Below are 20,575 nucleotides of genomic sequence, written 5' to 3' on the forward strand. Positions count from 1 at the left end.
TCATTTTCTGAAAGGCAATCCCAGCAGTTCCAACAGCCTCTTCGCTTCCCTGTCGTTCTTGGCCGTGGTAACTATGATGATGTCCATGCCCTGTACCCTCGTGGCCTGGTCCGGTGTGATCTCGGGAAATACGAACTGTTCGCTCAGGCCGAAACTGTAGTTACCCCTTCCATCGAAAGAGTCCGGGTTCAAGCCACGGAAGTCCCTCACCTTCGGTAGAGCGATGTTCGCAAGTTTGTATAGAAAGTTCCACATCCTGAGACCACGAAGCGTCACCTTCAAGCCGACGTTCATCCCTTTTCTTATCTTGAAGTTCGAGATGCTCTTCTTGGCTTTCGTGATCACAGGCCTTTGTCCAGTGATGGCCGCGAGTTCGTTCGAATGTTTCGTGAGTAGATCGGCATTCCGTGCCCCTTCGCCGATCCCCATGTTTATGACTATCTTTTCGAGTTTCGGAACTTGATGAATGTTCTTGTATCCAAATTCTTTCATCATTATCGGTACTATCTCTTTTTCGTACTTCTCCTTCAAAGGCACGTACTGAGCCATCTTAGGATTCCTCCTCACGCTTTATCGATGATCTCGCCGCATTTTTTGCAAAATCTGACCTTCGTGCCGTCTTCCAGAAACTTCATACCGACACGCGTTGGTTTATCACAGCTTGGGCACACAACCATGACTTTGCAGGCATAGATCGGAGCTTCCCTTTCTATGATGCCTCCCTCTCTCAGCTGTGGTATGGGTCTTTGGTGCCTCTTAACCATGTTCACTCCCTGTACTACGACCTTGTCCTCCTTCGGTATCACCTTGAGAACCTTGCCTCTCTTGCCCTTGTCTTTGCCTGAGATGACTTGGACCAGATCGTCACGTTTTATGCGCATCTTCCTCACCTCTCACAGGACCTCTGGCGCCAGAGACACGATTTTCATGTAACCTTTCTCACGGATCTCTCTGGCCACCGGTCCAAAAACGCGTGTACCCCTTGGTTCATTGAACTTGTCGAGAACGACAGCGGCATTGTCATCGAACCTTATGTAGGTTCCATCCGGTCTTCTTATTGGCTTCCTCGTCCGAACGATGACTGCCTTGACAACCTCACCTTTCTTGATTCCGGTATTCGGTATGACGTCCCTGACGGAACACACAACGATGTCTCCAACCCTGCCGTACTTCTTGTGGTGCCCTCCTAAGACCCTGATGACCCTCAAGACTTTCGCACCCGAATTATCCGCGACGTTGAGATAGCTTTCCGTCTGGATCATGCTTCCTCACTCTCCTCAACCGCGGGTATATTTTCAGCTTGATACGCACGCTGGAGTATTTCGACGACCCTCCATCTCTTGGTCCTGCTCAAAGGCCGCGTTTCCTCTATGACAACGACGTCGCCAACCTTGCATTCGTTGTGCTCGTCGTGTGCGTGGTACTTCTTGGATCGCTTGATGTGCTTTTTGTAAACAGGGTGCTCGAGCCATCTTGCGACGCTGACGACCACGGTCTTGTCCATTTTGTCACTGACCACGACGCCTACCAATCTCCTTCTCGGCATTGTCGATTACCTCCTTATTCCAAGTTCTCGTTCACGGAGTATTGTTTTGACCCTTGCTATGTCCCTCTTCGTTTCTTCTATGAGAGATGTGTTCCTCAACTGTCCCAAAGCATGTTGAAACCTGAGCTCCATGAGCTGTCTCTTCTTCTCTTCCAGTAGCTTTTTCAGTTCGTCATCAGTGTAGTTCCTGAGCTCTGTCACTTTCATACGGCTTCACCCCCGAAAGAGGATCTCGAGACTATCTTGGTTGGTATCGGCAACTTGCTTGCGGCGTATTCGAGGGCTTCTTTAGCCGTTTCTTCGTCGACACCGGCGATCTCGTATATGATCTTCCCAGGTTTCACCGGACAAACCCAACCTTCCACGTTACCTTTTCCCTTACCCATCCTGGACTCAGCAGGCTTCTTCGTGTAAGGCTTATCGGGGAAGACCCTGATCCAGAGTTTTCCACCTTTCTTCAGCACCCTCATGATGGCGATCCTGCCGGCCTCTATCTGTTGGGCCGTGATCCAGTACGGAGCGAGTGCCTTCAAACCCCATTCGCCAAAAGCGACGGTTGTTCCACCTTTTGCCTCGCCCTTGAGTCTTCCTCGTTGCTGCTTTCTGTATTTGACCCTCTTGGGCATCAACATCGTGTTTCCCTCCCTACTTCAAATCTGCGCATCACCCTTGTAAATCCAGACTTTTACACCGATCGTACCGTACTTCGTTTCAGCCTTGGCGGTTCCGTAATCTATGACTGCTCTGACTTTCTGAAGTGGCAATCTGCCTCTGAGGTACCATTCCCGTCTTGCGATCTCTGCCCCTGCGAGTCGGCCTGAAACCATCGTCTTTATTCCTACGGCTCCCTTTCGAATCGCGTCTGAAATGGCTCGCTTCATTGCGCGCTTGTATGAGGCTCTCTTCTCTATTCTTGTCGCTATGCTCTCGGCAACCAGTTGTGCATCAAGCTCGGGCGTTTTTACTTCCTCCACATTCACGAGAACGCGTCTGTTGAGCCTCTTCTCAAGCTCTTCCCTCAACTTGCCGATCTCGGCACCCTTCTTGCCTATTATGACCCCGGGCCTCGCAGTTTTGACGATCACTGTCACGGTTTCGTTGTCAGGTCTTTCTATGAAAACTTCACTGATACCGGCCTGGCTGTACATGGACTTGACCAGTTTGCGTATCTCTTCGTCTTCTTTCAGCCATGGTCCGTAGTTCTTCTCGTTGAACCAACGCGCCTGCCATTCCGACGTTACGCCCAGTCTGAATCCTCTTGGATGTACTTTCTGACCCACCGTATCACCTCTCCAAAGTTTAGTCTTTACTCCGCACCACTACAGTAATGTGGCACATTCGCCGCTGAATTATGTCTGCCCTTCCTCTTCCACGCATCCAGATTCTCTTCATTCTTGGCCCATCGTCGACAACGCAGTGAGAAACGTAAAGGTTCTCCCTGGAGAGTTTAGCGTTGTTCTCGGCGTTGGCCACAGCAGATGCTAAAACTTTCTCCACGAGCCGTGCGGCTTTCTTCGGTGACATCTGAAGAATCTGGAACGCTTCGTCCACACTCTTGCCTCTGATCGCGTTCACGACACAACGGGCCTTTCGCGGTGATATCCTCACGTATCGAGCGACAGCTCGCGCTTCTTTTACTTGAATTTCTTCTTGCTGTTTGTACTGGACGGATCTTTTGGGTCTCTTGGTCTGGTTCTCAGTAGCCATACGCTGCTCCCTCCTCACTTGACTTGACCCTTAGAGGCAGCCTTCTTGTCGGCATGACCTCCGAACCTTCTGGTGAGAGCAAACTCGCCCAATCTATGACCGACCATGTTCTCGGTTATGTAAATGGGGATATGCTTCAATCCGTTGTGAACAGCTATGGTATGGCCGACCATTTCTGGGACTATCGTCGATGCCCTGCTCCACGTCTTGATGATTTTCTTTTCTCCCGTCTCGTTCAGCATCCTTATCTTCTTCAAAAGTTTCGGGTCAACGTACGGACCTTTCTTCTTAGATCGAGACACACGAACACCTCCTTCAGACTTCGTTGCGTCTGCGGACTATGAACCTATCCGATGGTCTTCTGCCTCTTCTGGTCTTGTATCCTTTGCATGGTACTCCCCATGGCGTCACGGGATGCTGACCTTTACCTCTTCCTTCTCCACCACCCATCGGATGGTCGACTGGGTTCATGACCATGCCTCTCACATGTGGCCTTCTACCCTTCCAGCGCACCCTACCCGCCTTGCCATCGACTTCGTTCTTGTGGTCCTCGTTACCAACGACACCGATGGTTGCGTAACACTTTATGTGAATCTTTCTTAGTTCACCGGAAGGCATCCTCAACAGAGCATAGTCGCCTTCCTTTGCCATGAGCTGGCACGCGACGCCCGCAGAACGCGCGATCTTTCCACCGGAACCAGGTCTTATCTCAACATTGTGTATCATCGTTCCAAGGGGTATCTTTTCCAGCGGCAACGCATTCCCGACCTTTATCTCTGCCTCTGGTCCAGCCATCAGAGTGTCGCCAACCTGAAGACCGTTGGGTGCAAGAATGTACCTCTTCTCACCGTCTGCGTATACCAACAGTGCGATCCTCGCGGTTCTGTTTGGATCGTACTCGATCGATACGACCTTCGCAGGTATGCCTATCTTGTCGCGCTTGAAGTCGATGATTCTGTATCTGCGCTTGTGACCTCCTCCACGAAACCTAACCGTCGTGCGTCCGTAGTGGTTCCTTCCGCCCGTCTTCTTGATGGGTACCAGCAAGGACTTCTCGGGCTCTTCTTTCGTTATCTCGGAGAAGTCTGGTATCACCATGAACCTTCGACCTGGTGTGATCGGTTTGAATTTCTTCAGACCCATCGGAATTCACCTCTCATTGCTGGACTTCCAGCTCTTTGATCGTGTAGCCTTCCTTCAAGGTGACGATGGCCTTCTTCCACTGCCGGGTTTTTCCCTCAAACAGGCCCCTGCGCTTCGGTTTCGGCTTTACCAAGAGCACATTGACCTTCTCAACTTTCACGTTGAACAACTTTTCGATCGCCATCTTGACTTGATGCTTGTTTGCCAGAAGGTTCACTTCGAAGATGTACTTTCTATCTTCCCTCGCAGCCGTAGACTTTTCCGTCACGATTGGTCTAACAATCACATCGTATGGTGTGAGTTTTTGCTGGTTCATTTGAGCACCTCCTCGATCTTAGCTACCACGTCTTTGGTCAGGACAAGTTTCTCGTGGTTTAAGATGTCATAAACGTTCAGGCCGTCTACCCTTACTTCACCGTTCTGGGATGCACCTGTGTTGTCTGCAATTATAGCCTTGACACCGGATATGTTTCGGCATGCGAGCTTCACGTTCTCATACTCGGTCTTCTTCCACGGTAAGACGAAAAGAACCTTCTTACCGGTGAGCTGAAGATCGCTCAAGACCTGCCTCATGTTCTTAGTCTTTGGTTCATCGAACTTCATGTCATCCAAAACGATCAAGTTTCCCTCTCTGAACCTCTGAGAAAGTGCTGACTTTATGGCTAACCTCTTCATCTTTTTCGGCAGTTTCTTGCTCCAATCCCTTGGCTTGGGACCGTGTGCGACACCACCGTGCCTCCAGATGGGAGATCTTATCGATCCGTGCCTGGCCCTACCGGTATGTTTCTGTGGCCAAGGTTTTCTTCCTCCACCGCTCACCTCTGCTCGAGTCTTGGTCGAAGCGGTTCCTGCGCGCCTTCTGGATAGCTGATAGTCAACGTAGCGCCACATAACATCAAGGTTGGGTTCGATGTTGAATATCTCGTCCTTCAACTCCTGTTCACCGATCTTCTGCCCTTTCATGTTGTACAGGTCTACGATAGCCATACGCTTGATTCCTCCTCAGCCTCATTTTCGGGTCTTCTTGGGGCTCCTGATGAGCACCAAGCCACCCCTCGCACCAGGGACAGAACCTTTGACCGCTATGAGGTTGTTTTCTACATCCAGCTTCACGACCTCGAGGTTGTGGATCGTTACCCTCTCGTTCCCGTAATGTCCTGGCATCTTTTTCCCTTTGAAAATCTTTGCTGGCTCTGTGTGCTGACCGAGAGAGCCGAGTTCTCTGTGGAATTTCGATCCGTGGGTCTTTGGGCCTCCGGAAAATCCCCATCTCTTGACGCCACCTGCGAAGCCTCTACCTTTCGTCCAGCCGACGACGTCTACCAACTCTCCAGGTTGGAATATGTCGACCTTTATGGTCTGTCCCACTTCGTACTTGCTCAGCTCCTCTTCGCTTTCAAGTCTCATCTCTCTCAGAACCCTCAGAGCCTTCAAATTGGCCTTTTTGAAGTGTCCCTCGAGAGGCTTGTTGGTTTTTTTGATCTCCTCAAAACCCAACTGAACTGCGCAGTATCCATCGACCTGAGGGGTTTTTTTCTGCACAACGTAACATGGGCCAGCCTTTATCACCGTTACTGGCACGACCTCGTTACCCTCAAACAGCTGGGTCATCCCCATTTTTCTGCCTATGATCATCTTCATGCTCCAACACCTCCGAAGGTTCAGAGTTTGATCTCTACGTCGACACCTGCTGGGAGGTTTATCTTCATCAGTGCGTCGATCGTCTTCGGCGAAGGTTCTATTATATCGATCAGTCTCTTGTGGACCCTCTTTTCGAACTGCTCACGCGAATCCTTGTGCTTGTGTGGGGATCGAAGCACCACATAGAGAGTCCTCTCCGTCGGCAATGGTATGGGACCGGATATTCTCGCGTTCGTGGACTTCGCGACCTCCACGATCTTCTTCGCGGATTCATCGAGAAGTTCGTGATCGTAAGCTTTCAACTTTATCCTGATCTTCTGTCCAGGCATGAGTCTCGTTCCCTCCTCTTCGTCCAAAGGGTGGGGGCCGAGCCCCCACTCGAGATCACTCTACGATCTCCGCGACGACTCCTGCTCCAACGGTTCTTCCGCCTTCTCTTATAGCGAAGCGCATTCCTTTTTCTATGGCAACCGGATAGATCAACTTGATGGTCAGTATCGCATTGTCGCCGGGCATGACCATTTCTGCGTTGTTTCCGAGTTCGAGAATTTCACCGGTGACATCCGCCGTTCTTATGTAGAACTGAGGTCTGTAACCCTTCATGAACGGTGTGTGCCTTCCACCTTCCTCTTTCTTGAGCACGTACACGTTCGCCTTGAAGGTGGTGTGAGGCGTGATCGAACCGGGTGCAGCGAGCACCTGACCACGCTCGACCTCATCCTTGTCGATACCCCTCAACAGACATCCAACGTTGTCTCCTGCTATTCCTTCCTCGAGCTCTTTCCTGAACATTTCAACGCTCGTCACGACCGTCTTCCTGGTCTCGTAGCTCAGACCGACGATCTCCACTTCGTCGCCCGGCCTGATGCGTCCACGTTCGATCCTTCCAGTGACGACCGTACCTCTTCCCGTGATGGAGAACACGTCCTCTATGGCCATCAGGAACGGTTTGTCAACATCACGGACAGGCTCGGGAATGTAGTTGTCCAGCGCATCCAGGAGTTCCTGAATGGCTTTGTATGCTGGATCGTTTGGATCGTTAGCCTCAAGGGCTTTGAGAGCAGAACCCCTGATCACGGGAACCTCATCGCCAGGGAATTCGTACTTCGACAGCAACTCTCTAACTTCCATTTCGACGAGGTCGATCAACTCTGGATCGTCAACGGCATCGACCTTGTTCAAAAAGACCACGATGTATGGCACGTTGACTTGTCTTGCAAGTAGCACGTGCTCGCGCGTCTGCGGCATCGGTCCATCCGTTGCGGCAACGACCAGAATGGCTCCATCCATCTGTGCGGCACCAGTGATCATGTTCTTTATGTAGTCAGCGTGACCCGGGCAGTCGATATGGGCATAGTGTCTTTTTTCAGTCTGATACTCAACGTGCGTGATGTTGATCGTGATTCCTCTGGCCTTTTCTTCCGGTGCCTTGTCGATCTGCTCGAAAGGCACATAGTTTGCCAAACCCTTGAAAGACAAATACTTAGTGATCGCTGCTGTGAGTGTCGTCTTACCATGGTCGATGTGACCTATGGTTCCAACATTGACGTGTGGTTTGGTTCTCACAAATTTTTCCTTAGCCATTCAAACTCCCTCCTTCACCTTTAAACAGCTTTCAAGATCCTTTCCAGTATCCTGTCCGGTATCTCTTGATAGTGTGAGAACTGAGCTGTGTAAGCAGCCCTGCCCTGACTCAACGACCTCAGGACCGTGGCGTAACCGAAAAGCTCAGACATGGGAGCTGTCGCCCTGATGATCTTCGTGTTCCCTTTCGTTTCCAGACCCTGAATGTTGGCCCTTCGAGAACTCAGATCGGCTATGATCGAGCCCAGGTATTCTTCGGGTGTGACGATTTCCAGTTTCATGACCGGTTCTAACAAGACTGGTTCACATTCTTTCATCGCGTTCTTGAAGGCCAAACTGGCCGCAATCTTGAAAGCGATCTCCGAAGAATCTACCTCGTGGTAAGAGCCGTCCACGAGTACCGCTCGTACCCCAATCATTGGATAACCTGCCACGTAACCCGTTTCCATGGCCTCGCGTATGCCTTGCTCTATTGCGGGAATGTACTCTTTCGGTATTGTACCACCAACGATGTTGTTCACGAATTCGAAATGCTTTCCTTTTTCGTACGGGATAGGCTCAAACCTCACCACGACGTGTCCGTACTGACCCCTACCACCTGTTTGTCTTATGTACTTGCCTTCGGCAACGGCAGCCTTGGTGATGGTCTCTCTATAGGAAACTTGGGGTCTTCCCACCCTCACGTTCACGTTGAATTCTCTCTTCAATCTGTCCGTCACGATCTCCAGGTGCAACTCACCCATTCCAGACAGAATGATCTGACCTGTTTCTTTGTCGACACCAACTTTGAGTGTGGGATCCTCTTCACTGAGTGCCGTCACGGCTCGGACCATCTTTTCTTCCTCTTCTTTCGTTGGCGCCTCGATAGCGACGGATATAACAGGTTCTGGAAAGTTGAACCTCTCTATGAGCACCGGACGATTCTCATCGCACAGCGTATCTCCGGTCGTCGTGTTCTTCAATCCAACAACAGCGACTATGTCACCAGGCCTTGCAAACTCCACCTCTTCCCTCTTGTCCGCGTGCATGAACATCAACCTTGCGACGCGTTCCTTAATGTTCTTCGTCGAATTGTAGACGTAGGAACCTTTGTTCAGTCTACCAGAATAAACGCGCAGATAAGTTAGCTTACCGACGTATGGATCAACCTGTATCTTGAAAGCGAGTGCCGTGAAACCAGCCTCTTCGGAAGGAACGATTTCCACAGCTTCGCCATCTGGAGTCTGAGCCCTCAACGGCGGCAGATCTAAGGGTGATGGAAGATAGTCGATGACCGCATCGAGCAACGGTTGAATACCCCTGTTCCTCGCAGCAGCTCCGCAGAGAACCGGCACTATCTTGTTCTCTATAGTTAACCTTCTGATCGCTGCTTTCAACTTTTCGATGGGTATGTCCTCATCCTCGAGGTAGAGGTTCAGGATCTCCTCGTCTTCTTCCGCGAGCGCCGATATCAACTCTTCGCGCCTGTCTTCAGCTTCGCTGACAAGGTGAGCAGGTATCTCTTCCTCCACGTACTGCGAACCATCCTCGCTGATCCAGTATATCGCTTTCATCTTCAGAAGATCTATGACACCAGCAAAATCTTTCTCAGAACCGATCGGCATCTGTATCGCAACGGGTTTCGCGTGAAGCTTATCGATCATCGTCTTGATCGCCATGTCGAAATCTGCACCCGTTTTGTCCATCTTGTTCATGAATGCCAGCCTTGGCACACCGTACTTGTTAGCTTGACGCCAAACCGTTTCGCTCTGTGGTTCTACGCCAGCGGTAGCATCGAACACTGCGATCGCACCATCCAGGACCATGAGGGAGCGCTCGACCTCTATAGTGAAATCCACATGCCCGGGCGTATCTATCAGGTTTATTCTGTGGCCTTTCCAAAAACACGTCGTTGCCGCCGCCTGTATCGTTATGCCCCTCTCCTTTTCTTGCTCCATCCAATCCAACGTTGCGGTTCCCTCATCCACACTGCCGAGCATGTGCTTGCGGCCGGTGTAATAGAGTATGCGCTCAGACGTCGTCGTCTTGCCGGCGTCTATGTGGGCCATTATTCCGATGTTACGAAGCTTCTCGAGAGGGACGTACAGGGCTTGAACTTCTAACATAAGTTTTCCTTTCACCACCGCAGATGGGCAAACGCTCTGTTCGCCTCCGCCATCTTGTGGACATCTTCCCTCTTCTTGACAGCGGCTCCCGTTCCTTGATACGAAGCTATCAGCTCTTCGGCGAGTTTCAAATACATGGGACGTCCTTTCTTTGCTCGCGCCGCGTTGACTATCCAGCGCAAGGCAAGCGAGGTTTTCCTCGGTTCCTGCACCTCGATCGGTACCTGGTACGTTGCACCACCAACTCGTCTTGGTCGAACCTCGAGCACCGGTCTGACGTTATCGAGGGCTTTTTGGAAGACCTCGAGCGGATCTTTACCTGTCTTTTCCCTAATGTAGTCGAAAGCCTTGTAGACGATCTTCTGCGCAACAGTCTTTTTGCCATCCCACATGATCCTGTTTATCAACTTCGCCACCAACACATCACCATAAACAGGGTCTGGCGCTATTTTTCTGACCTCTGCTCTCCTTCTTCTCACGCTACCAACCTCCAAACATCACTTCTTCGGTCTCTTGGCACCGTACTTGCTCCTGGACTGTCTTCTGTTCTCAACGCCTGCCGCGTCCAAAGTTCCACGGATGATCTTGTACCTAATTCCGGGAAGGTCCTTGACCCTTCCACCCCTGACGAGGACAACAGAGTGTTCCTGCAGGTTGTGCCCGATTCCGGGTATGTATGCCGTTACCTCGATACCGTTGGACAACCTGACCCTCGCGATCTTCCTCAAGGCTGAGTTCGGCTTCTTTGGCGTCATCGTGGTGACACGAATACAAACACCGCGTTTCTGAGGGTTCCCCATCAGGGCTGGTGCCTTCGATTTTTCTACCTTCCTCTCGCGACCAAATCGGATTAACTGGTTTATGGTCGGCATGAAAAACCTCCCTTCAACGACACACCGACTCGTCATTTTATTACAAAACGCATGTTCTGTCAATCATGCAAAAAGCGTTCGCGAGACTCATTATACTACCCGGCAACGCAGAAAATACAACAACGGTTTGAAATTATCTTTAACGCTCATTTGAACTCAGTACTCTATACCCTTTCTCGCTTGGATTCCCCTCGAATAATAATGTTTCACCTCTACCATCTCTGTCACCAGATCCGCTACGTCTATCAACTCTGGAGGAGCGTACCTTCCCGTGATGATGAGCTCGGTTCTTTCGTGCCTGTTCGAAACGACGTCGAGTAAATCTTGCACGTTGAACAAACCAAGATAGACGGCCACGTTGGCTTCGTCCATCACGACGATGTCGTACTCACCGCTGCTGACCACTTCACGACAACGATTTAATCCCTGCTTGGCCAACTTCGTGTCTTCCTCGTCGGGTTCTCCGTGGATGAACTTCGGCCTTCCGAACCTCTCCAAGGTGACGTTCTCGAAGCACTGCAATGAGTGTAGTTCGCCGTAGTCCATTCCTTTCAGGAACTGTGCGACGTACACCTTCATCTTGTGCCCGAGCGCCCTCAGTACCAGACCGAGTGCCGCGGTCGTTTTACCCTTTCCGTTCCCCGTGTAGACGTGGACGTATCCCATAACTTCGCCTCCTATCCAATCACGATCGGTGGAATTTTGAAATCCTTGTCACCGATCCTTTCTGAGTGCTTTGGAAACAGTAGCGCGTGCAACGAGGTGGCCTTGATGTCGTAGAGCAGTTGTTGCTCGAACAGTTGAGGATCGAGTTGGAACCTTTCAGGTTTCTTCATCGCTTGCTCTAACACCTTTCTGTACAGTGAACAGAGAGAAATGATCGGCACGCGCGAAACTCGCTTCATCTTCGAGAGCAGTTCTCTGCCTCTGGATGAGAACCCCAGAACTCTTAGATACTGTGGTCCGAGTGAATTTGATCTTTCGACAAACTCGCCTGTGATATCGAACAGCGCATAGAGACAGAGTCGCCTGATCTTACTGAGGGTGAAGCGCTTACTCTTCACGCAGGAAAAGAAATCTTCCAAGTTCGTCGTTTTCACTGCGCAGTCGACGAAACGTTTGTCCAAACCCTCATCGAACCCGTGCAATCTTTGAAGCTGCGATCTGTCCATAAGTCTCAACTTGGACAGGATCATCGTTTCCATGTGTTGTAGAAACACGGGGCCTCTTCCTTCGTTCAGCTCGCGCGAGATGATCCTGAGGCTGCTCGTTGGCAAGGCTTTGCTTATCTTGTCCCATTCTCCATTGGAAATGCACTTTCTTATCGCAGTGGCGCTTGAGAACTTCCCCTGGAACCTTTCATCCCTGTCTTCTGCTCCAACCCTCCTCACGACGTGTGGTTTTATCGGACTGTTCAAGAGCATGATTGACCTGATATACTCGATGCCGAGTATATCGTTAGATTTTTCGATCTTCAGCACTTCCTTCGGTTCCATCGCTTTGGTGATTTCGAAGTACTTCATCAAGGCGTACTTTCTCGCGTTTGGAAAAGAGTGTCCCTTCTTCAACTCCTCTCTCATCAGCTCGGGGAAAGGATCGGGTTGTCTCACCATAACCTCCGCGATCGTTTGAAGAAAACTCAAATCTGCCGATTCGCTCCCGAAAACTATGTCGGTCACGACGCCAGTGTTGTGGAGTGACCACACCGCACCGCGTGCAAAACCGCCGGCATCCTGAACCGCGTAGATGAACGGAAGTTCCAGAACAACGTCCACACCGTTCAAAAGAGCTATCTCAGCACGTGAGAACTTGTCTATTATGGCCGGCTCGCCCCTCTGGCAGAAACTGCCACTCATCACAGCCACAACGTAGTCTGGATTGATGAGCTCCTTGGCCTTCGTCAAATGGTAAAGATGACCGTTGTGAAAGGGGTTGTACTCCACTATCACGCCGAGTACTCTCATGAGCTGTACCTCTCCATCCTGATCAAACTGAACTGGAAAGAGAAGAAGATCAACGATAACGCCAGCAAACCAACCGACACGAGTTTCACCAGGCCGATCTCACCGTAAGATCCAAGTAGATCATAGGCAAACCATCCGAAACCGCTCACAACCATTCTGTAGATCTGAATAGCTATCGAGAGCGCACTCGAAGAAAACGCGAAGGAGAGAAAAACAACATGGTTGTCCCCATTCGCTTTCGCCAGCGAATAAAGACAAATGCACATTCCTGAAGCCAAGAAAGACAATGCGAAGGCCAAGAACCACCTCGAACTCTTCACTGTAACGTTCAAAATGTCGTTCAGGAAGGGTGAAGCGTAGCTCAAGAGTGAATAGCCGATGAGCATGACAAGACCGAACGTACTCCACAGTACGCCTATGATGAGGGCCAAATAGAGCACGGTTTTCACAGACACCACCTCGCTTCATACTTTCGATACGAGCAATTTTGCCAGTCGTTCACTTCCCAAGATTTTTGCCAGTTCCTCGATCGAAGCTTCCCTGATCTGCTGAAGACTGCTGAATTTCTGCAACAACTTTTTCCTCCTCTTCGGACCTATCATTGGTATTGTCTCTATGATCGACTCGAGCAGATACTTGTCTCTCAATTTTTGATGGAAAGTGTTGGCGAACCTGTGTGCTTCATCTCTTATCACCACGAGTAAGCGTATCACGGGATGATCCTTTGGCAGAGACATTTCACCTTCGTTCGTGCAAACTGTCTCTTCTGCCTTGGCCAAACCGACAACGGCACACTCTTTCTTGATCTCACGCAGACCGTCGAATGCTGCCCGAACCTGTGCAATTCCTCCATCCACGAAGACCAGATCGGGGGTTTGATGCTTTGAGTATCTACGTTTCACCACTTCCCGAATGGCGGCCGGATCGTCGTTAGCCACGCTTTGGAGTTTGTAATGCCTGTACAACGATTTAATGGGCAGGCCGTCTTTGAACACGACGAGGGAAGCCACCGTGAGTTGGCCTTGCAGGTGTGCCACATCGATACCATCTATGGTCCTCGGAACGTTCTGAAGTTTAAGCAGTTCTTTGAGCTGTTCAAGCGCTTTGATGCTGAGTTCCAGTTTCTGTGCGCTCAGCTGAGCGTTCTCCAAAGCCTTCCTGAGCAGTTCTGCCTCCGTTTCATCTGCCGGAGGCCTTATTTGTGCTTGGAGCTTCAACTTTACAGGTCTTCTTGTCAGAACCAGCTCCGGAAGTTCGTTTCTGTTGACTACGTAGTAGTGAAACAGAAAATTTTCGATCCTGGTTGAATCCAGGCTGTAGTTGAGTTTCGCTACGATGTTTCCACCTCTCACGCGCAGCACGACATAACATCTGCCATTGTTTCCGATGACGTCCAAATTTCGCCACGGTTCGAGCACCACGCCCTGGTTTTCCAGAAGTCGCTGCAGATTCAGAAGAAGATCTCTGTACTTGGCGGCGTTTTCGAAGTCAAGCATGGAGGCGTGCTTTTTCATCTTCTCTTCAAGAAGTTTGAAAGTTTCCCGTGTCTCACCCTTCAAAAACCTTCTCAGCGGTTCGATGCTCAAATTGACGTACGTTTCTGGATCTATCCCTGAAGAACAGGGTGCAAGGCATCTGTGTAGGTGGTACTCCGCGCACGGTTTCTTCACCCTCTTCAAATCTCTCTCACACGTTCTGAACTGGTACACCTGTTGCAAATAGTCCAGCAAGTTTCTCAACAACGTGATGTTCGTGTATGGACCGTGGTATTCTCCTTCGAGACTTCGCTTTCTCACTATTCTCACCAAGGGGAAGTCTTCCTTCGTGATCTCAACGTAGGGATAATACTCGCTCTCTTTGAGCATGACGTTGTACTTGGGCTTGTGCTGAAAGATCAAACTGGCTTCCAACAAGAGTGCCTCTTTTTCGTTGGAAACCACCAGATAGTCCAGTTCGAGGGCTTCCTTCATCAGTGCCTGCACCTTCGCATTCTTTCTATGCGACGAATCGCTGAAGTAAGTCATCAATCTGCGGCGCAGATCCTTGGCTTTACCTATGTAAAGATACTCTTTGTCTCCATAAAAGATGTACACACCTGGTTTATTCGGAGCGAGCTCTGCCTTCCTTCGAAGATCCACAGTTTGACCTCCAACCTCTTATTTTACTCTGTCGTTCTTCACTGGCAAGAAAAGTCCTTGACGTTCCCAAGGGGTGGTGGTAATATTATTATTGAGAATGAATCTCAATAAGAAGAGGGGAGATGGCACCATGTCGCTCTCGGATGTTCCCGTAGGCTTTGAGGCAAAGATAATTTCCGTACCGGATGATGACGTGGGCAGCAGGCTGTTATCCATAGGTTTTGTTCCGGGCAACAGCGTGAAGGTGATCAGCTGTGCTCCCTTAGGCGATCCGAGAGTCTACATGGTCATGGGTAAGATGGTGACGCTGAGAAACGATGAGGCCAAGCGAATCCAAGTGTCTATGGAGGATGAAATAGAACAACTCTCGAACGTTACCGAGGGAAGCTGGCGGGTTATTCATCTGGTCGGAGGGCGGAATTTTCGTGACAAGCTCAGATCCATGGGCATCGACATCGGCAGCACCGTGAAAGTCATTTCGAAGGGTGTCGTCGAAACGAACAGAGGAGTGTTCAGGATAGGCTTGGGGATGGCCAGAAGGATCTACCTCAGGAGGGATGATGTTTGACAATCCGGGTCGCACTCTGCGGAAATCCCAACGTTGGAAAGACCAGTTTGTTCAACGCACTCACTGGCATGAGACAGTACGTTGCCAACTGGCCGGGTGTAACAGTCGAGGTCAAAGAAGGTGTGAGGAGTTGGAAGGGTCATCAGCTCATCATCACAGATTTACCGGGTACTTACAGCTTGTTCGCCACTTCGTTGGACGAAAAGATAGCGAGAGATTTTCTCCTCTACAACACCCCTGACGTTGTCGTGGTGGTCGCTGATGCACTTTCGATGGAACAGGGATTGTACCTTCTTTTGGAAATACTCGAACTCGAGGCCAGAGCCATTTTGGTTGTGAATGCAATAGACGAGGCCAAAAAGAAAGGATTGATCATAGATAAGCAAGAACTTTCGAAACATCTGAAGGTGCCCGTCGTGCTCACGAGCGCGCTGACCGGCGAGGGCATACATGAGCTGCTGGATTGCATAGTCTCAACGGCCTCCACGGAACAGAAGAAGGTGCTCTTCAACTTCAGCGACGAAACCGAGAAAATGATCCAACAACTGGCCACGTTGATAAAAACCCAGGTTGGTGAATCGGCTTCACGTTGGTTCGCTATAAAGTACCTCGAGGGAGATCCGCACACGGTGGAACAACTCTCGCGTTTCGATCTTCAATCAAGCGTCAAGCCAGGGAGTTTGAAGAGCCAAATCGCTCGAGAACGTTACGATCACATCCAGCTCATCGTCAAGGAATCGGTCGCGGCAATTTCCAAGGAACTTTCCATGAGCGAAGCCATCGATCACGTTCTGACCCACAAATTCATTGGCATACCAGTGTTCCTCGCACTGATGTATCTGGCGTTCAAGTTTGCTTTTGAAACGGTCCAACCGCTGAGCGATCTACTCGAGAACACGTTCAGTCGTTTGGCAGACCTCGTGACGGCTCACTTGGGTGATGGAATGATCGCCTCGATGCTCGCCGATGGAGTCTTAGGTGGCGTGGGTGCCGTACTCGTTTTCGTTCCGAACATTTTCGCGCTCTTTTTCTTGCTTGGAATAATGGAAGATTCAGGCTATCTACCACGAGCCGCTTTCGTCATGGATAGAGTCATGTACAGTCTGAAACTGTCAGGCAGGTCTTTCATGTCCTTCCTCCTCGGTTTCGGATGCTCTGTACCCGCGGTGCTTTCAACCAGGGGCATGCCGGACACACGGGAGAGGATTGTGTCCGTGCTGTCTGTTCCCTTCATCTCCTGCAGTGCTCGATTGCCGGTTTATCTTCTGATCGCATCGATCTTCTTCAGCCGAAACCAAGGTATGGTGGTTTTCTCAATCTATCTGCTGAGCATGTTCGCCGCCATGATCAGCTCACTCGTCTTGAACAAGGTCATTTTCAAAGGTCAACGCAGCGTTTTCATTCTCGAACTTCCAAGGTACAGACTGCCGTCTTTCAAGAATCTTACGCTGTACACGTGGCTGAGGGGTAAACATTTCCTTGTCAAGGCAGGCACGATCATCTTCGTATCCTCGCTCGTCCTCTGGGCGCTGATGTACTTTCCAAATCCAAACGATGTGACACAGTCGTTCGCTGCACAGATTGGTAGAGCGGTCTCGTTCGTTCTCAAGCCTTTGAAGTTCGACTGGCGTGCTTCTACGGCCCTGTTCTTCGGTGTCGCGGCGAAGGAGATCATAGTTTCGACGTTCGGCATGCTGTTCAACACGACGGACGAAGGCCTGGCGGCACAACTTTCACAGTTGTTTGACCCCGTGACGGCGTTCAGTTTCATCGTCTTCGTCATGGCGTACATTCCGTGCTTCGCAACGCTCGCGACCATCAAGTCGGAGATCGGTACCAAGTACGTAGTCATCACAATCTTCTACAGTCTCTTCATCGCTTACGTGTTGGCACTCGCTGTGAGAATGATGGGAGGTATCTTCGTATGAAGTTCCTTCTCTTGATTGAATGGCTGGCAGCGTTCTTGCTGTTTTTCTTGATGCTGAAAGACGACGCCATGCTTGCCTTTTGTGTGCTCATCTTTTCGCTCATCTATTTGTTCGGTCTCTTGGAATCAAGGAAAGATCCTCAGAGGATACACGCACACGGCATGGTTGGGGGCATCATGTTCTTCGTTGCCGCAGTTTTGACCTTTCTGAACGATCTGGCGAGGTTTGAGTTGAAGTTCAACCTGTCCAGGACTCTTTTGATTCTACTTGGTCTGGTGGGCCTGATCCAGGCACGTGCGGTGAGAAAGCAGTTCAAATGAATCGAAGGATGAGCAGGTAGAATCCGGCCGAGACAAGTGCACTCACAGGAACAGTCGCGAACCATGAGATCAGGATGTTCTTCAGGACCCCAACGTTGACGAGCTCTACTCCGCGTGCGGTCCCGACACCAACGACTGATCCAACCACCACGTGCGTGGTCGAGATGGGCAGGCCGAGTACCGAAGCGAAGAGCACCGTTGAGGCAGTGCTGAAATCGATACAGAAACCTCGAGAGTTGTTCAGCTGCGTGATTTCTTCTCCTACCGTTTTCATCACGCGTGCCCCAAGAAGAAGTGCTCCCGCAGAAATACCGAGTCCACCGAGCGCCAGCAACCACATCGGCACTCCTACTTTCTGGGCAACGTTTCCATGCGAGACGATCCAGTAAACGAGAGCCACCGGACCAATGGCGTTCGCAACATCGTTGGCTCCGTGTGAAAAGCTCACATAACAGCTCGTCATGATCTGCAGACGTTTGAAAATCGATTCCACATATTCATATTCGTCCGAACCAGCCGGCTGTATTTTTCTGAAAAACGTTGTCCCCAGAACACCGATCACAGCTGCTATGATCAAAGACCATCCTAAGGCCCTGTCAAACTGCATCTTCAAGGTTTTCAGTGCGAACAACAGACAGACGATGAAAAACGTCGTAAAGATGATCAACGGTATCGATCTCTTCATCGCCATTGCCGGATGGGACTTTCTCAAGATCACATAGGAAATGATCTTGAACACTGTGTACGCCAACAACCACCCAACGATTGGTGACAGAACCCAGCTGATGACTATACTGGCCATCTTGTTCCAGTTGATCGCATGCAGACCTGCGTTTGCTATACCAAAACCCGCCATACCACCGACGATCGAATGTGTCGTCGATACGGGCATTCCCCAAACCGTCGCGAGCAAGATCCAGACCGATGAACCCAGCAGTGCTGCAAGCGCTCCGGCGAGGACCTGTCTTGGATCGTTCATGAATTCCACCTTGATGATCCCTTTGGTTATCGTTGTGACCACGTGTGAACCGAACATCACCGCGCCGAGAAATTCCAAAACTGCCGCGATCATGACTGCCTGTCTGGGAGTTATCGCGCGAGAACCAACAGCCGTCGACATGGAGTTTGCCACGTCGTTTGCCCCTATGGAGAAGGCCATCAAGAAACCTACGATGAACGCTACCAGCAGTATCACTCGGATCACTCCTTCAACTTTTTGCGATCATTCGCACTTTTTCAGCGACGTTCTCAGCGTGGTCCGCCGCTCGCGTCAAGAGTCGCGTCAGCTTTTCGAGGTACATGATGTCCACAGGATGCAACACGTTCTTCAGCGAGAAGACCTTCTTTGCCAAAGCGAGGGACAGTCTGTCTGTTCCGCTTTCGTCGGATTCAACCTTTTGCGTCAGCGCGTTTTCCTCGCCGGCAATAACAGGAGAGAAGGAAGATTCAACGAGCTTCAGAAGTTCGTGTACCGACTCGACCATGAATTTGATGGCGTCCTGAACTCTTTCTGCGAGTTCAAACAACATGTCCGTCAGTTCCTTCGGCAAAGGTTTGTCGAATCTGTAGATGCAGAGCATTTTCAAAAAATCGTCCACCGCATCGATCACAGCATCCTGATCGTGGAGTATCAGTAGAAGATCCACTCTGTCGAAATAAACGAACTTGAGCTTTGAGTAAACTTCCCTGATGCGAACCTTTATTTCGTCAGCTTCGTCCTCCAGTTTGTCCACCAGCTGCGCCAGATCTTCAACCGGCTCGTGTCGTAAGAACTTTCCCAGCGCCACTGGAATCTGTTCTGCGGACTTTTCAACGAGTCGCGCGTGTTCATACAACAGTTTCAAGGGTGATTCTTGCGGAAAGAGTTTTCCGAGGAACCTCGTCATGGTTTGCACCCCACTTCACGCATAGAATAGGTACGCTACGAAGGCAGTCACGCCGATCAGCGGTAGCATTTTCAAAACGGCTTTCGAAAGGTCCACCTTGAAGTAGTTCAGTGTCAGGATCAGGCACAAATGGACAGGCGACAGAAGAACCCCAAGCACAGAGAAGACGTAGACAAGAAGGCCGAGTCGTTCACCACCCATGCCAACGACAACTGGGTAGGATATGCCCAGACTCGCGTGAGTTATACCCGTGGACATGCCAGAAAGAAGTGGCAGAAGTATTGCGACGAATTTCGTGCTCAAACCGAGGCTCGTCAATTCAAGACTGACACGTTCACCCAAACCAAAATCCATCATCGCATGCTTGAACATGAAAACGAGCAGAATGATCGGAACAACATCGAGCCTTCTCAAAGTCCGTTTCACTGCCTCAGACACGTGGTTTGTCCTCAGAAACGCATACGAAAGGCTCACCAAGAGGAGAGCGAGCCATCCTTCCATTTTGAACAGGAGTATCATGAATCCAACAGAGAGAACCAAAATCAACGGCCACAGCTGTTTCCACTCTGAACGACTCAATTTGTTGAATTTCGGTAACTTCAAGCCATTCAGATATACCCAGCCTGCCAAGAAGGACACGAAGAACAGCGGGGAGAGCTTCAAAGATACGGAACCTATCTTCGTTGAAGTGAGACCCGCGAGCAGGTACATCGCTGGATAAACTGGCCAGAAGAATTCCAAGCAGTGTCTGAACCAGTAATTGGTCAACAGCTTGTCGAGGTTGGACATGCCTTCGCCCATTCGGTCCACCATGGGTGCAGTGAACATCGCACCTGCGGGCATGGGCATAAGGCCGATCGCCGACGGTATGAACACCACCGCTCCCATTGATCCTTGAAAGAGTTTTTGAAAAGACTCCGTCATTCTTCGAGCATCCTTTGATACATCCATGATCTCGCCGAGGAAGTATATGAAGAAGATCGTCGGAATCAGTGTCAAGAAGGATCTGTCACGAACGGTAGCGAGGAAAAGTTCCACGAGCGCACCTCTCAAGACGCTGTTCATGGCTACAAACAGGCCAAAACCTGATATCATAGATAGGAGCAAAGTTTTCGTGAGTCTCTGCACCGTTACGATTAAGACCAGCGAAAGGACAACGGAGACAGTGACCAC

The 20,575-nt window shown here is 50.4% G+C and carries 28 protein-coding genes; 3 read left to right on the forward strand and 25 right to left on the reverse strand.

From position 1 onward, the window contains the following. The 22 genes from rplE to uvrC form a co-directional block, all read right to left on the reverse strand. Window positions 1-549 (reverse strand): 50S ribosomal protein L5, encoded by a 549-nt coding sequence (gene rplE / locus AJ81_RS00940; RefSeq protein ID WP_031503231.1) that lies wholly within the window; start codon window positions 547-549, stop codon window positions 1-3. Window positions 550-563: 14 nt separating this feature from the next. Next, the gene (gene rplX / locus AJ81_RS00945) at window positions 564-881 is read right to left on the reverse strand and encodes a 50S ribosomal protein L24 (RefSeq protein WP_031503233.1); all 318 of its coding nucleotides are present in this window, start codon (window positions 879-881) and stop codon (window positions 564-566) included. A gap of 12 nt (window positions 882-893) precedes the next feature. Beyond that, window positions 894-1,262: a 50S ribosomal protein L14 gene (rplN, locus tag AJ81_RS00950; RefSeq protein ID WP_031503234.1), complete on the reverse strand. Its 369-nt coding sequence runs from the start codon at window positions 1,260-1,262 to the stop codon at window positions 894-896. Then, entirely contained in the window at window positions 1,259-1,546 is a 288-nt protein-coding gene (rpsQ, locus tag AJ81_RS00955) for a 30S ribosomal protein S17 (RefSeq protein WP_031503235.1), read from the reverse strand. The genes rplN and rpsQ overlap by 4 nt, the downstream gene beginning before the upstream one ends. A 6-nt stretch (window positions 1,547-1,552) precedes the next feature. Then, entirely contained in the window at window positions 1,553-1,753 is a 201-nt protein-coding gene (rpmC, locus tag AJ81_RS00960; protein WP_031503237.1) for a 50S ribosomal protein L29, read from the reverse strand. Further along, on the reverse strand, window positions 1,750-2,178 hold the full coding sequence (gene rplP / locus AJ81_RS00965; protein WP_031503239.1) for a 50S ribosomal protein L16: 429 nt from the start codon (window positions 2,176-2,178) through the stop codon (window positions 1,750-1,752). Before rplP ends, rpmC begins: the two co-directional genes overlap by 4 nt. 18 nt (window positions 2,179-2,196) lie before the next feature. Beyond that, entirely contained in the window at window positions 2,197-2,826 is a 630-nt protein-coding gene (gene rpsC, locus AJ81_RS00970; RefSeq protein WP_031503241.1) for a 30S ribosomal protein S3, read from the reverse strand. A 19-nt stretch (window positions 2,827-2,845) separates the two neighbouring features. Beyond that, the gene (gene rplV, locus AJ81_RS00975) at window positions 2,846-3,253 is read right to left on the reverse strand and encodes a 50S ribosomal protein L22 (RefSeq protein WP_031503243.1); all 408 of its coding nucleotides are present in this window, start codon (window positions 3,251-3,253) and stop codon (window positions 2,846-2,848) included. 14 nt (window positions 3,254-3,267) lie between these two features. Then, window positions 3,268-3,555 (reverse strand): 30S ribosomal protein S19, encoded by a 288-nt coding sequence (gene rpsS / locus AJ81_RS00980; protein WP_031503245.1) that lies wholly within the window; start codon window positions 3,553-3,555, stop codon window positions 3,268-3,270. A 13-nt stretch (window positions 3,556-3,568) separates the two neighbouring features. Continuing rightward, window positions 3,569-4,396, reverse strand: a complete 828-nt coding sequence (gene rplB / locus AJ81_RS00985) for a 50S ribosomal protein L2 (protein ID WP_031503246.1) — start codon at window positions 4,394-4,396, stop codon at window positions 3,569-3,571. A 13-nt stretch (window positions 4,397-4,409) separates the two neighbouring features. Next, window positions 4,410-4,712 carry a 50S ribosomal protein L23 gene (gene rplW, locus AJ81_RS00990; protein ID WP_031503247.1) on the reverse strand — a complete coding sequence of 101 codons (303 nt, stop codon included), beginning with the start codon at window positions 4,710-4,712 and terminating at the stop codon, window positions 4,410-4,412. Then, the gene (gene rplD, locus AJ81_RS00995; protein ID WP_031503249.1) at window positions 4,709-5,383 is read right to left on the reverse strand and encodes a 50S ribosomal protein L4; all 675 of its coding nucleotides are present in this window, start codon (window positions 5,381-5,383) and stop codon (window positions 4,709-4,711) included. Before rplD ends, rplW begins: the two co-directional genes overlap by 4 nt. Before the next feature lie 21 nt (window positions 5,384-5,404). Next, the gene (rplC, locus tag AJ81_RS01000) at window positions 5,405-6,037 is read right to left on the reverse strand and encodes a 50S ribosomal protein L3 (RefSeq protein WP_031503251.1); all 633 of its coding nucleotides are present in this window, start codon (window positions 6,035-6,037) and stop codon (window positions 5,405-5,407) included. A gap of 20 nt (window positions 6,038-6,057) precedes the next feature. Continuing rightward, a complete protein-coding gene (rpsJ, locus tag AJ81_RS01005) occupies window positions 6,058-6,366 on the reverse strand; it encodes a 30S ribosomal protein S10 (protein ID WP_031503253.1) in 309 nt (102 codons plus the stop codon). A 55-nt stretch (window positions 6,367-6,421) separates the two neighbouring features. Beyond that, window positions 6,422-7,621, reverse strand: a complete 1,200-nt coding sequence (tuf, locus tag AJ81_RS01010; RefSeq protein WP_031503255.1) for an elongation factor Tu — start codon at window positions 7,619-7,621, stop codon at window positions 6,422-6,424. A gap of 20 nt (window positions 7,622-7,641) precedes the next feature. Then, window positions 7,642-9,726 carry an elongation factor G gene (gene fusA / locus AJ81_RS01015; protein WP_031503257.1) on the reverse strand — a complete coding sequence of 695 codons (2,085 nt, stop codon included), beginning with the start codon at window positions 9,724-9,726 and terminating at the stop codon, window positions 7,642-7,644. 11 nt (window positions 9,727-9,737) lie between these two features. Next, a complete protein-coding gene (gene rpsG, locus AJ81_RS01020) occupies window positions 9,738-10,205 on the reverse strand; it encodes a 30S ribosomal protein S7 (protein ID WP_031503259.1) in 468 nt (155 codons plus the stop codon). An 18-nt stretch (window positions 10,206-10,223) separates the two neighbouring features. Next, on the reverse strand, window positions 10,224-10,598 hold the full coding sequence (gene rpsL, locus AJ81_RS01025; protein ID WP_031503261.1) for a 30S ribosomal protein S12: 375 nt from the start codon (window positions 10,596-10,598) through the stop codon (window positions 10,224-10,226). Between the two features lie 156 nt (window positions 10,599-10,754). Then, window positions 10,755-11,264, reverse strand: coding sequence for a cob(I)yrinic acid a,c-diamide adenosyltransferase (cobO, locus tag AJ81_RS01030; RefSeq protein WP_031503263.1), 510 nt, complete (start codon window positions 11,262-11,264; stop codon window positions 10,755-10,757). Between the two features lie 11 nt (window positions 11,265-11,275). Next, window positions 11,276-12,541, reverse strand: a complete 1,266-nt coding sequence (locus AJ81_RS01035) for a nucleotidyltransferase (RefSeq protein WP_231845502.1) — start codon at window positions 12,539-12,541, stop codon at window positions 11,276-11,278. A gap of 17 nt (window positions 12,542-12,558) precedes the next feature. Continuing rightward, window positions 12,559-13,011: a hypothetical protein gene (locus AJ81_RS01040; RefSeq protein WP_031503266.1), complete on the reverse strand. Its 453-nt coding sequence runs from the start codon at window positions 13,009-13,011 to the stop codon at window positions 12,559-12,561. Between the two features lie 15 nt (window positions 13,012-13,026). Continuing rightward, window positions 13,027-14,700 carry an excinuclease ABC subunit UvrC gene (gene uvrC, locus AJ81_RS01045; protein WP_031503268.1) on the reverse strand — a complete coding sequence of 558 codons (1,674 nt, stop codon included), beginning with the start codon at window positions 14,698-14,700 and terminating at the stop codon, window positions 13,027-13,029. 130 nt (window positions 14,701-14,830) lie between these two features. Here uvrC and AJ81_RS01050 point away from each other — a divergent pair, with 130 nt between their 5' ends. Genes AJ81_RS01050 through AJ81_RS01060 form a run of 3 tightly spaced genes read left to right on the forward strand, consistent with a single transcriptional unit; the run spans window position 14,831 to window position 17,516 of the window. Further along, complete coding sequence (locus AJ81_RS01050) at window positions 14,831-15,268, forward strand: FeoA family protein (protein ID WP_038059580.1); 438 nt, start codon at window positions 14,831-14,833, stop codon at window positions 15,266-15,268. Further along, the gene (gene feoB / locus AJ81_RS01055; RefSeq protein WP_031503272.1) at window positions 15,265-17,196 is read left to right on the forward strand and encodes a ferrous iron transport protein B; all 1,932 of its coding nucleotides are present in this window, start codon (window positions 15,265-15,267) and stop codon (window positions 17,194-17,196) included. The genes AJ81_RS01050 and feoB overlap by 4 nt, the downstream gene beginning before the upstream one ends. Then, window positions 17,193-17,516, forward strand: a complete 324-nt coding sequence (locus tag AJ81_RS01060; protein WP_031503274.1) for a hypothetical protein — start codon at window positions 17,193-17,195, stop codon at window positions 17,514-17,516. The genes feoB and AJ81_RS01060 overlap by 4 nt, the downstream gene beginning before the upstream one ends. Here the strand turns inward: AJ81_RS01060 and AJ81_RS01065 are convergent. Genes AJ81_RS01065 through AJ81_RS01075 form a run of 3 tightly spaced genes read right to left on the reverse strand, consistent with a single transcriptional unit; the run spans window position 17,509 to window position 20,575 of the window. Continuing rightward, a complete protein-coding gene (locus AJ81_RS01065; RefSeq protein WP_031503276.1) occupies window positions 17,509-18,711 on the reverse strand; it encodes an inorganic phosphate transporter in 1,203 nt (400 codons plus the stop codon). The genes AJ81_RS01060 and AJ81_RS01065 overlap by 8 nt on opposite strands. A 13-nt stretch (window positions 18,712-18,724) precedes the next feature. Beyond that, window positions 18,725-19,402, reverse strand: a complete 678-nt coding sequence (locus tag AJ81_RS01070) for a DUF47 domain-containing protein (protein WP_031503278.1) — start codon at window positions 19,400-19,402, stop codon at window positions 18,725-18,727. A gap of 15 nt (window positions 19,403-19,417) precedes the next feature. Further along, window positions 19,418-20,575 carry a DUF401 family protein gene (locus tag AJ81_RS01075; RefSeq protein ID WP_031503279.1) on the reverse strand — a complete coding sequence of 386 codons (1,158 nt, stop codon included), beginning with the start codon at window positions 20,573-20,575 and terminating at the stop codon, window positions 19,418-19,420.

Source organism: Pseudothermotoga hypogea DSM 11164 = NBRC 106472 (genome assembly GCF_000816145.1).
GTDB lineage: Bacteria > Thermotogota > Thermotogae > Thermotogales > DSM-5069 > Pseudothermotoga_A > Pseudothermotoga_A hypogea.

Excerpts from the sequence above, each read along its gene's own strand:
- rplE (WP_031503231.1), bottom strand. The coding sequence starts at position 549 with ATGGCTCAGTACGTGCCTTTGAAGGAGAAGTACGAAAAAGAGATAGTA.
- rplX (WP_031503233.1), bottom strand. The coding sequence starts at position 881 with ATGCGCATAAAACGTGACGATCTGGTCCAAGTCATCTCAGGCAAAGAC.
- rplN (WP_031503234.1), bottom strand. The coding sequence starts at position 1,262 with ATGATCCAGACGGAAAGCTATCTCAACGTCGCGGATAATTCGGGTGCG.
- rpsQ (WP_031503235.1), bottom strand. The coding sequence starts at position 1,546 with ATGCCGAGAAGGAGATTGGTAGGCGTCGTGGTCAGTGACAAAATGGAC.
- rpmC (WP_031503237.1), bottom strand. The coding sequence starts at position 1,753 with ATGAAAGTGACAGAGCTCAGGAACTACACTGATGACGAACTGAAAAAG.
- rplP (WP_031503239.1), bottom strand. The coding sequence starts at position 2,178 with ATGTTGATGCCCAAGAGGGTCAAATACAGAAAGCAGCAACGAGGAAGA.
- rplV (WP_031503243.1), bottom strand. The coding sequence starts at position 3,253 with ATGGCTACTGAGAACCAGACCAAGAGACCCAAAAGATCCGTCCAGTAC.
- rplB (WP_031503246.1), bottom strand. The coding sequence starts at position 4,396 with ATGGGTCTGAAGAAATTCAAACCGATCACACCAGGTCGAAGGTTCATG.
- rplW (WP_031503247.1), bottom strand. The coding sequence starts at position 4,712 with ATGAACCAGCAAAAACTCACACCATACGATGTGATTGTTAGACCAATC.
- rplD (WP_031503249.1), bottom strand. The coding sequence starts at position 5,383 with ATGGCTATCGTAGACCTGTACAACATGAAAGGGCAGAAGATCGGTGAA.
- rplC (WP_031503251.1), bottom strand. The coding sequence starts at position 6,037 with ATGAAGATGATCATAGGCAGAAAAATGGGGATGACCCAGCTGTTTGAG.
- rpsJ (WP_031503253.1), bottom strand. The coding sequence starts at position 6,366 with ATGCCTGGACAGAAGATCAGGATAAAGTTGAAAGCTTACGATCACGAA.
- tuf (WP_031503255.1), bottom strand. The coding sequence starts at position 7,621 with ATGGCTAAGGAAAAATTTGTGAGAACCAAACCACACGTCAATGTTGGA.
- fusA (WP_031503257.1), bottom strand. The coding sequence starts at position 9,726 with ATGTTAGAAGTTCAAGCCCTGTACGTCCCTCTCGAGAAGCTTCGTAAC.
- rpsL (WP_031503261.1), bottom strand. The coding sequence starts at position 10,598 with ATGCCGACCATAAACCAGTTAATCCGATTTGGTCGCGAGAGGAAGGTA.
- cobO (WP_031503263.1), bottom strand. The coding sequence starts at position 11,264 with ATGGGATACGTCCACGTCTACACGGGGAACGGAAAGGGTAAAACGACC.
- AJ81_RS01050 (WP_038059580.1), top strand. The coding sequence starts at position 14,831 with ATGTCGCTCTCGGATGTTCCCGTAGGCTTTGAGGCAAAGATAATTTCC.
- AJ81_RS01060 (WP_031503274.1), top strand. The coding sequence starts at position 17,193 with ATGAAGTTCCTTCTCTTGATTGAATGGCTGGCAGCGTTCTTGCTGTTT.
- AJ81_RS01070 (WP_031503278.1), bottom strand. The coding sequence starts at position 19,402 with ATGACGAGGTTCCTCGGAAAACTCTTTCCGCAAGAATCACCCTTGAAA.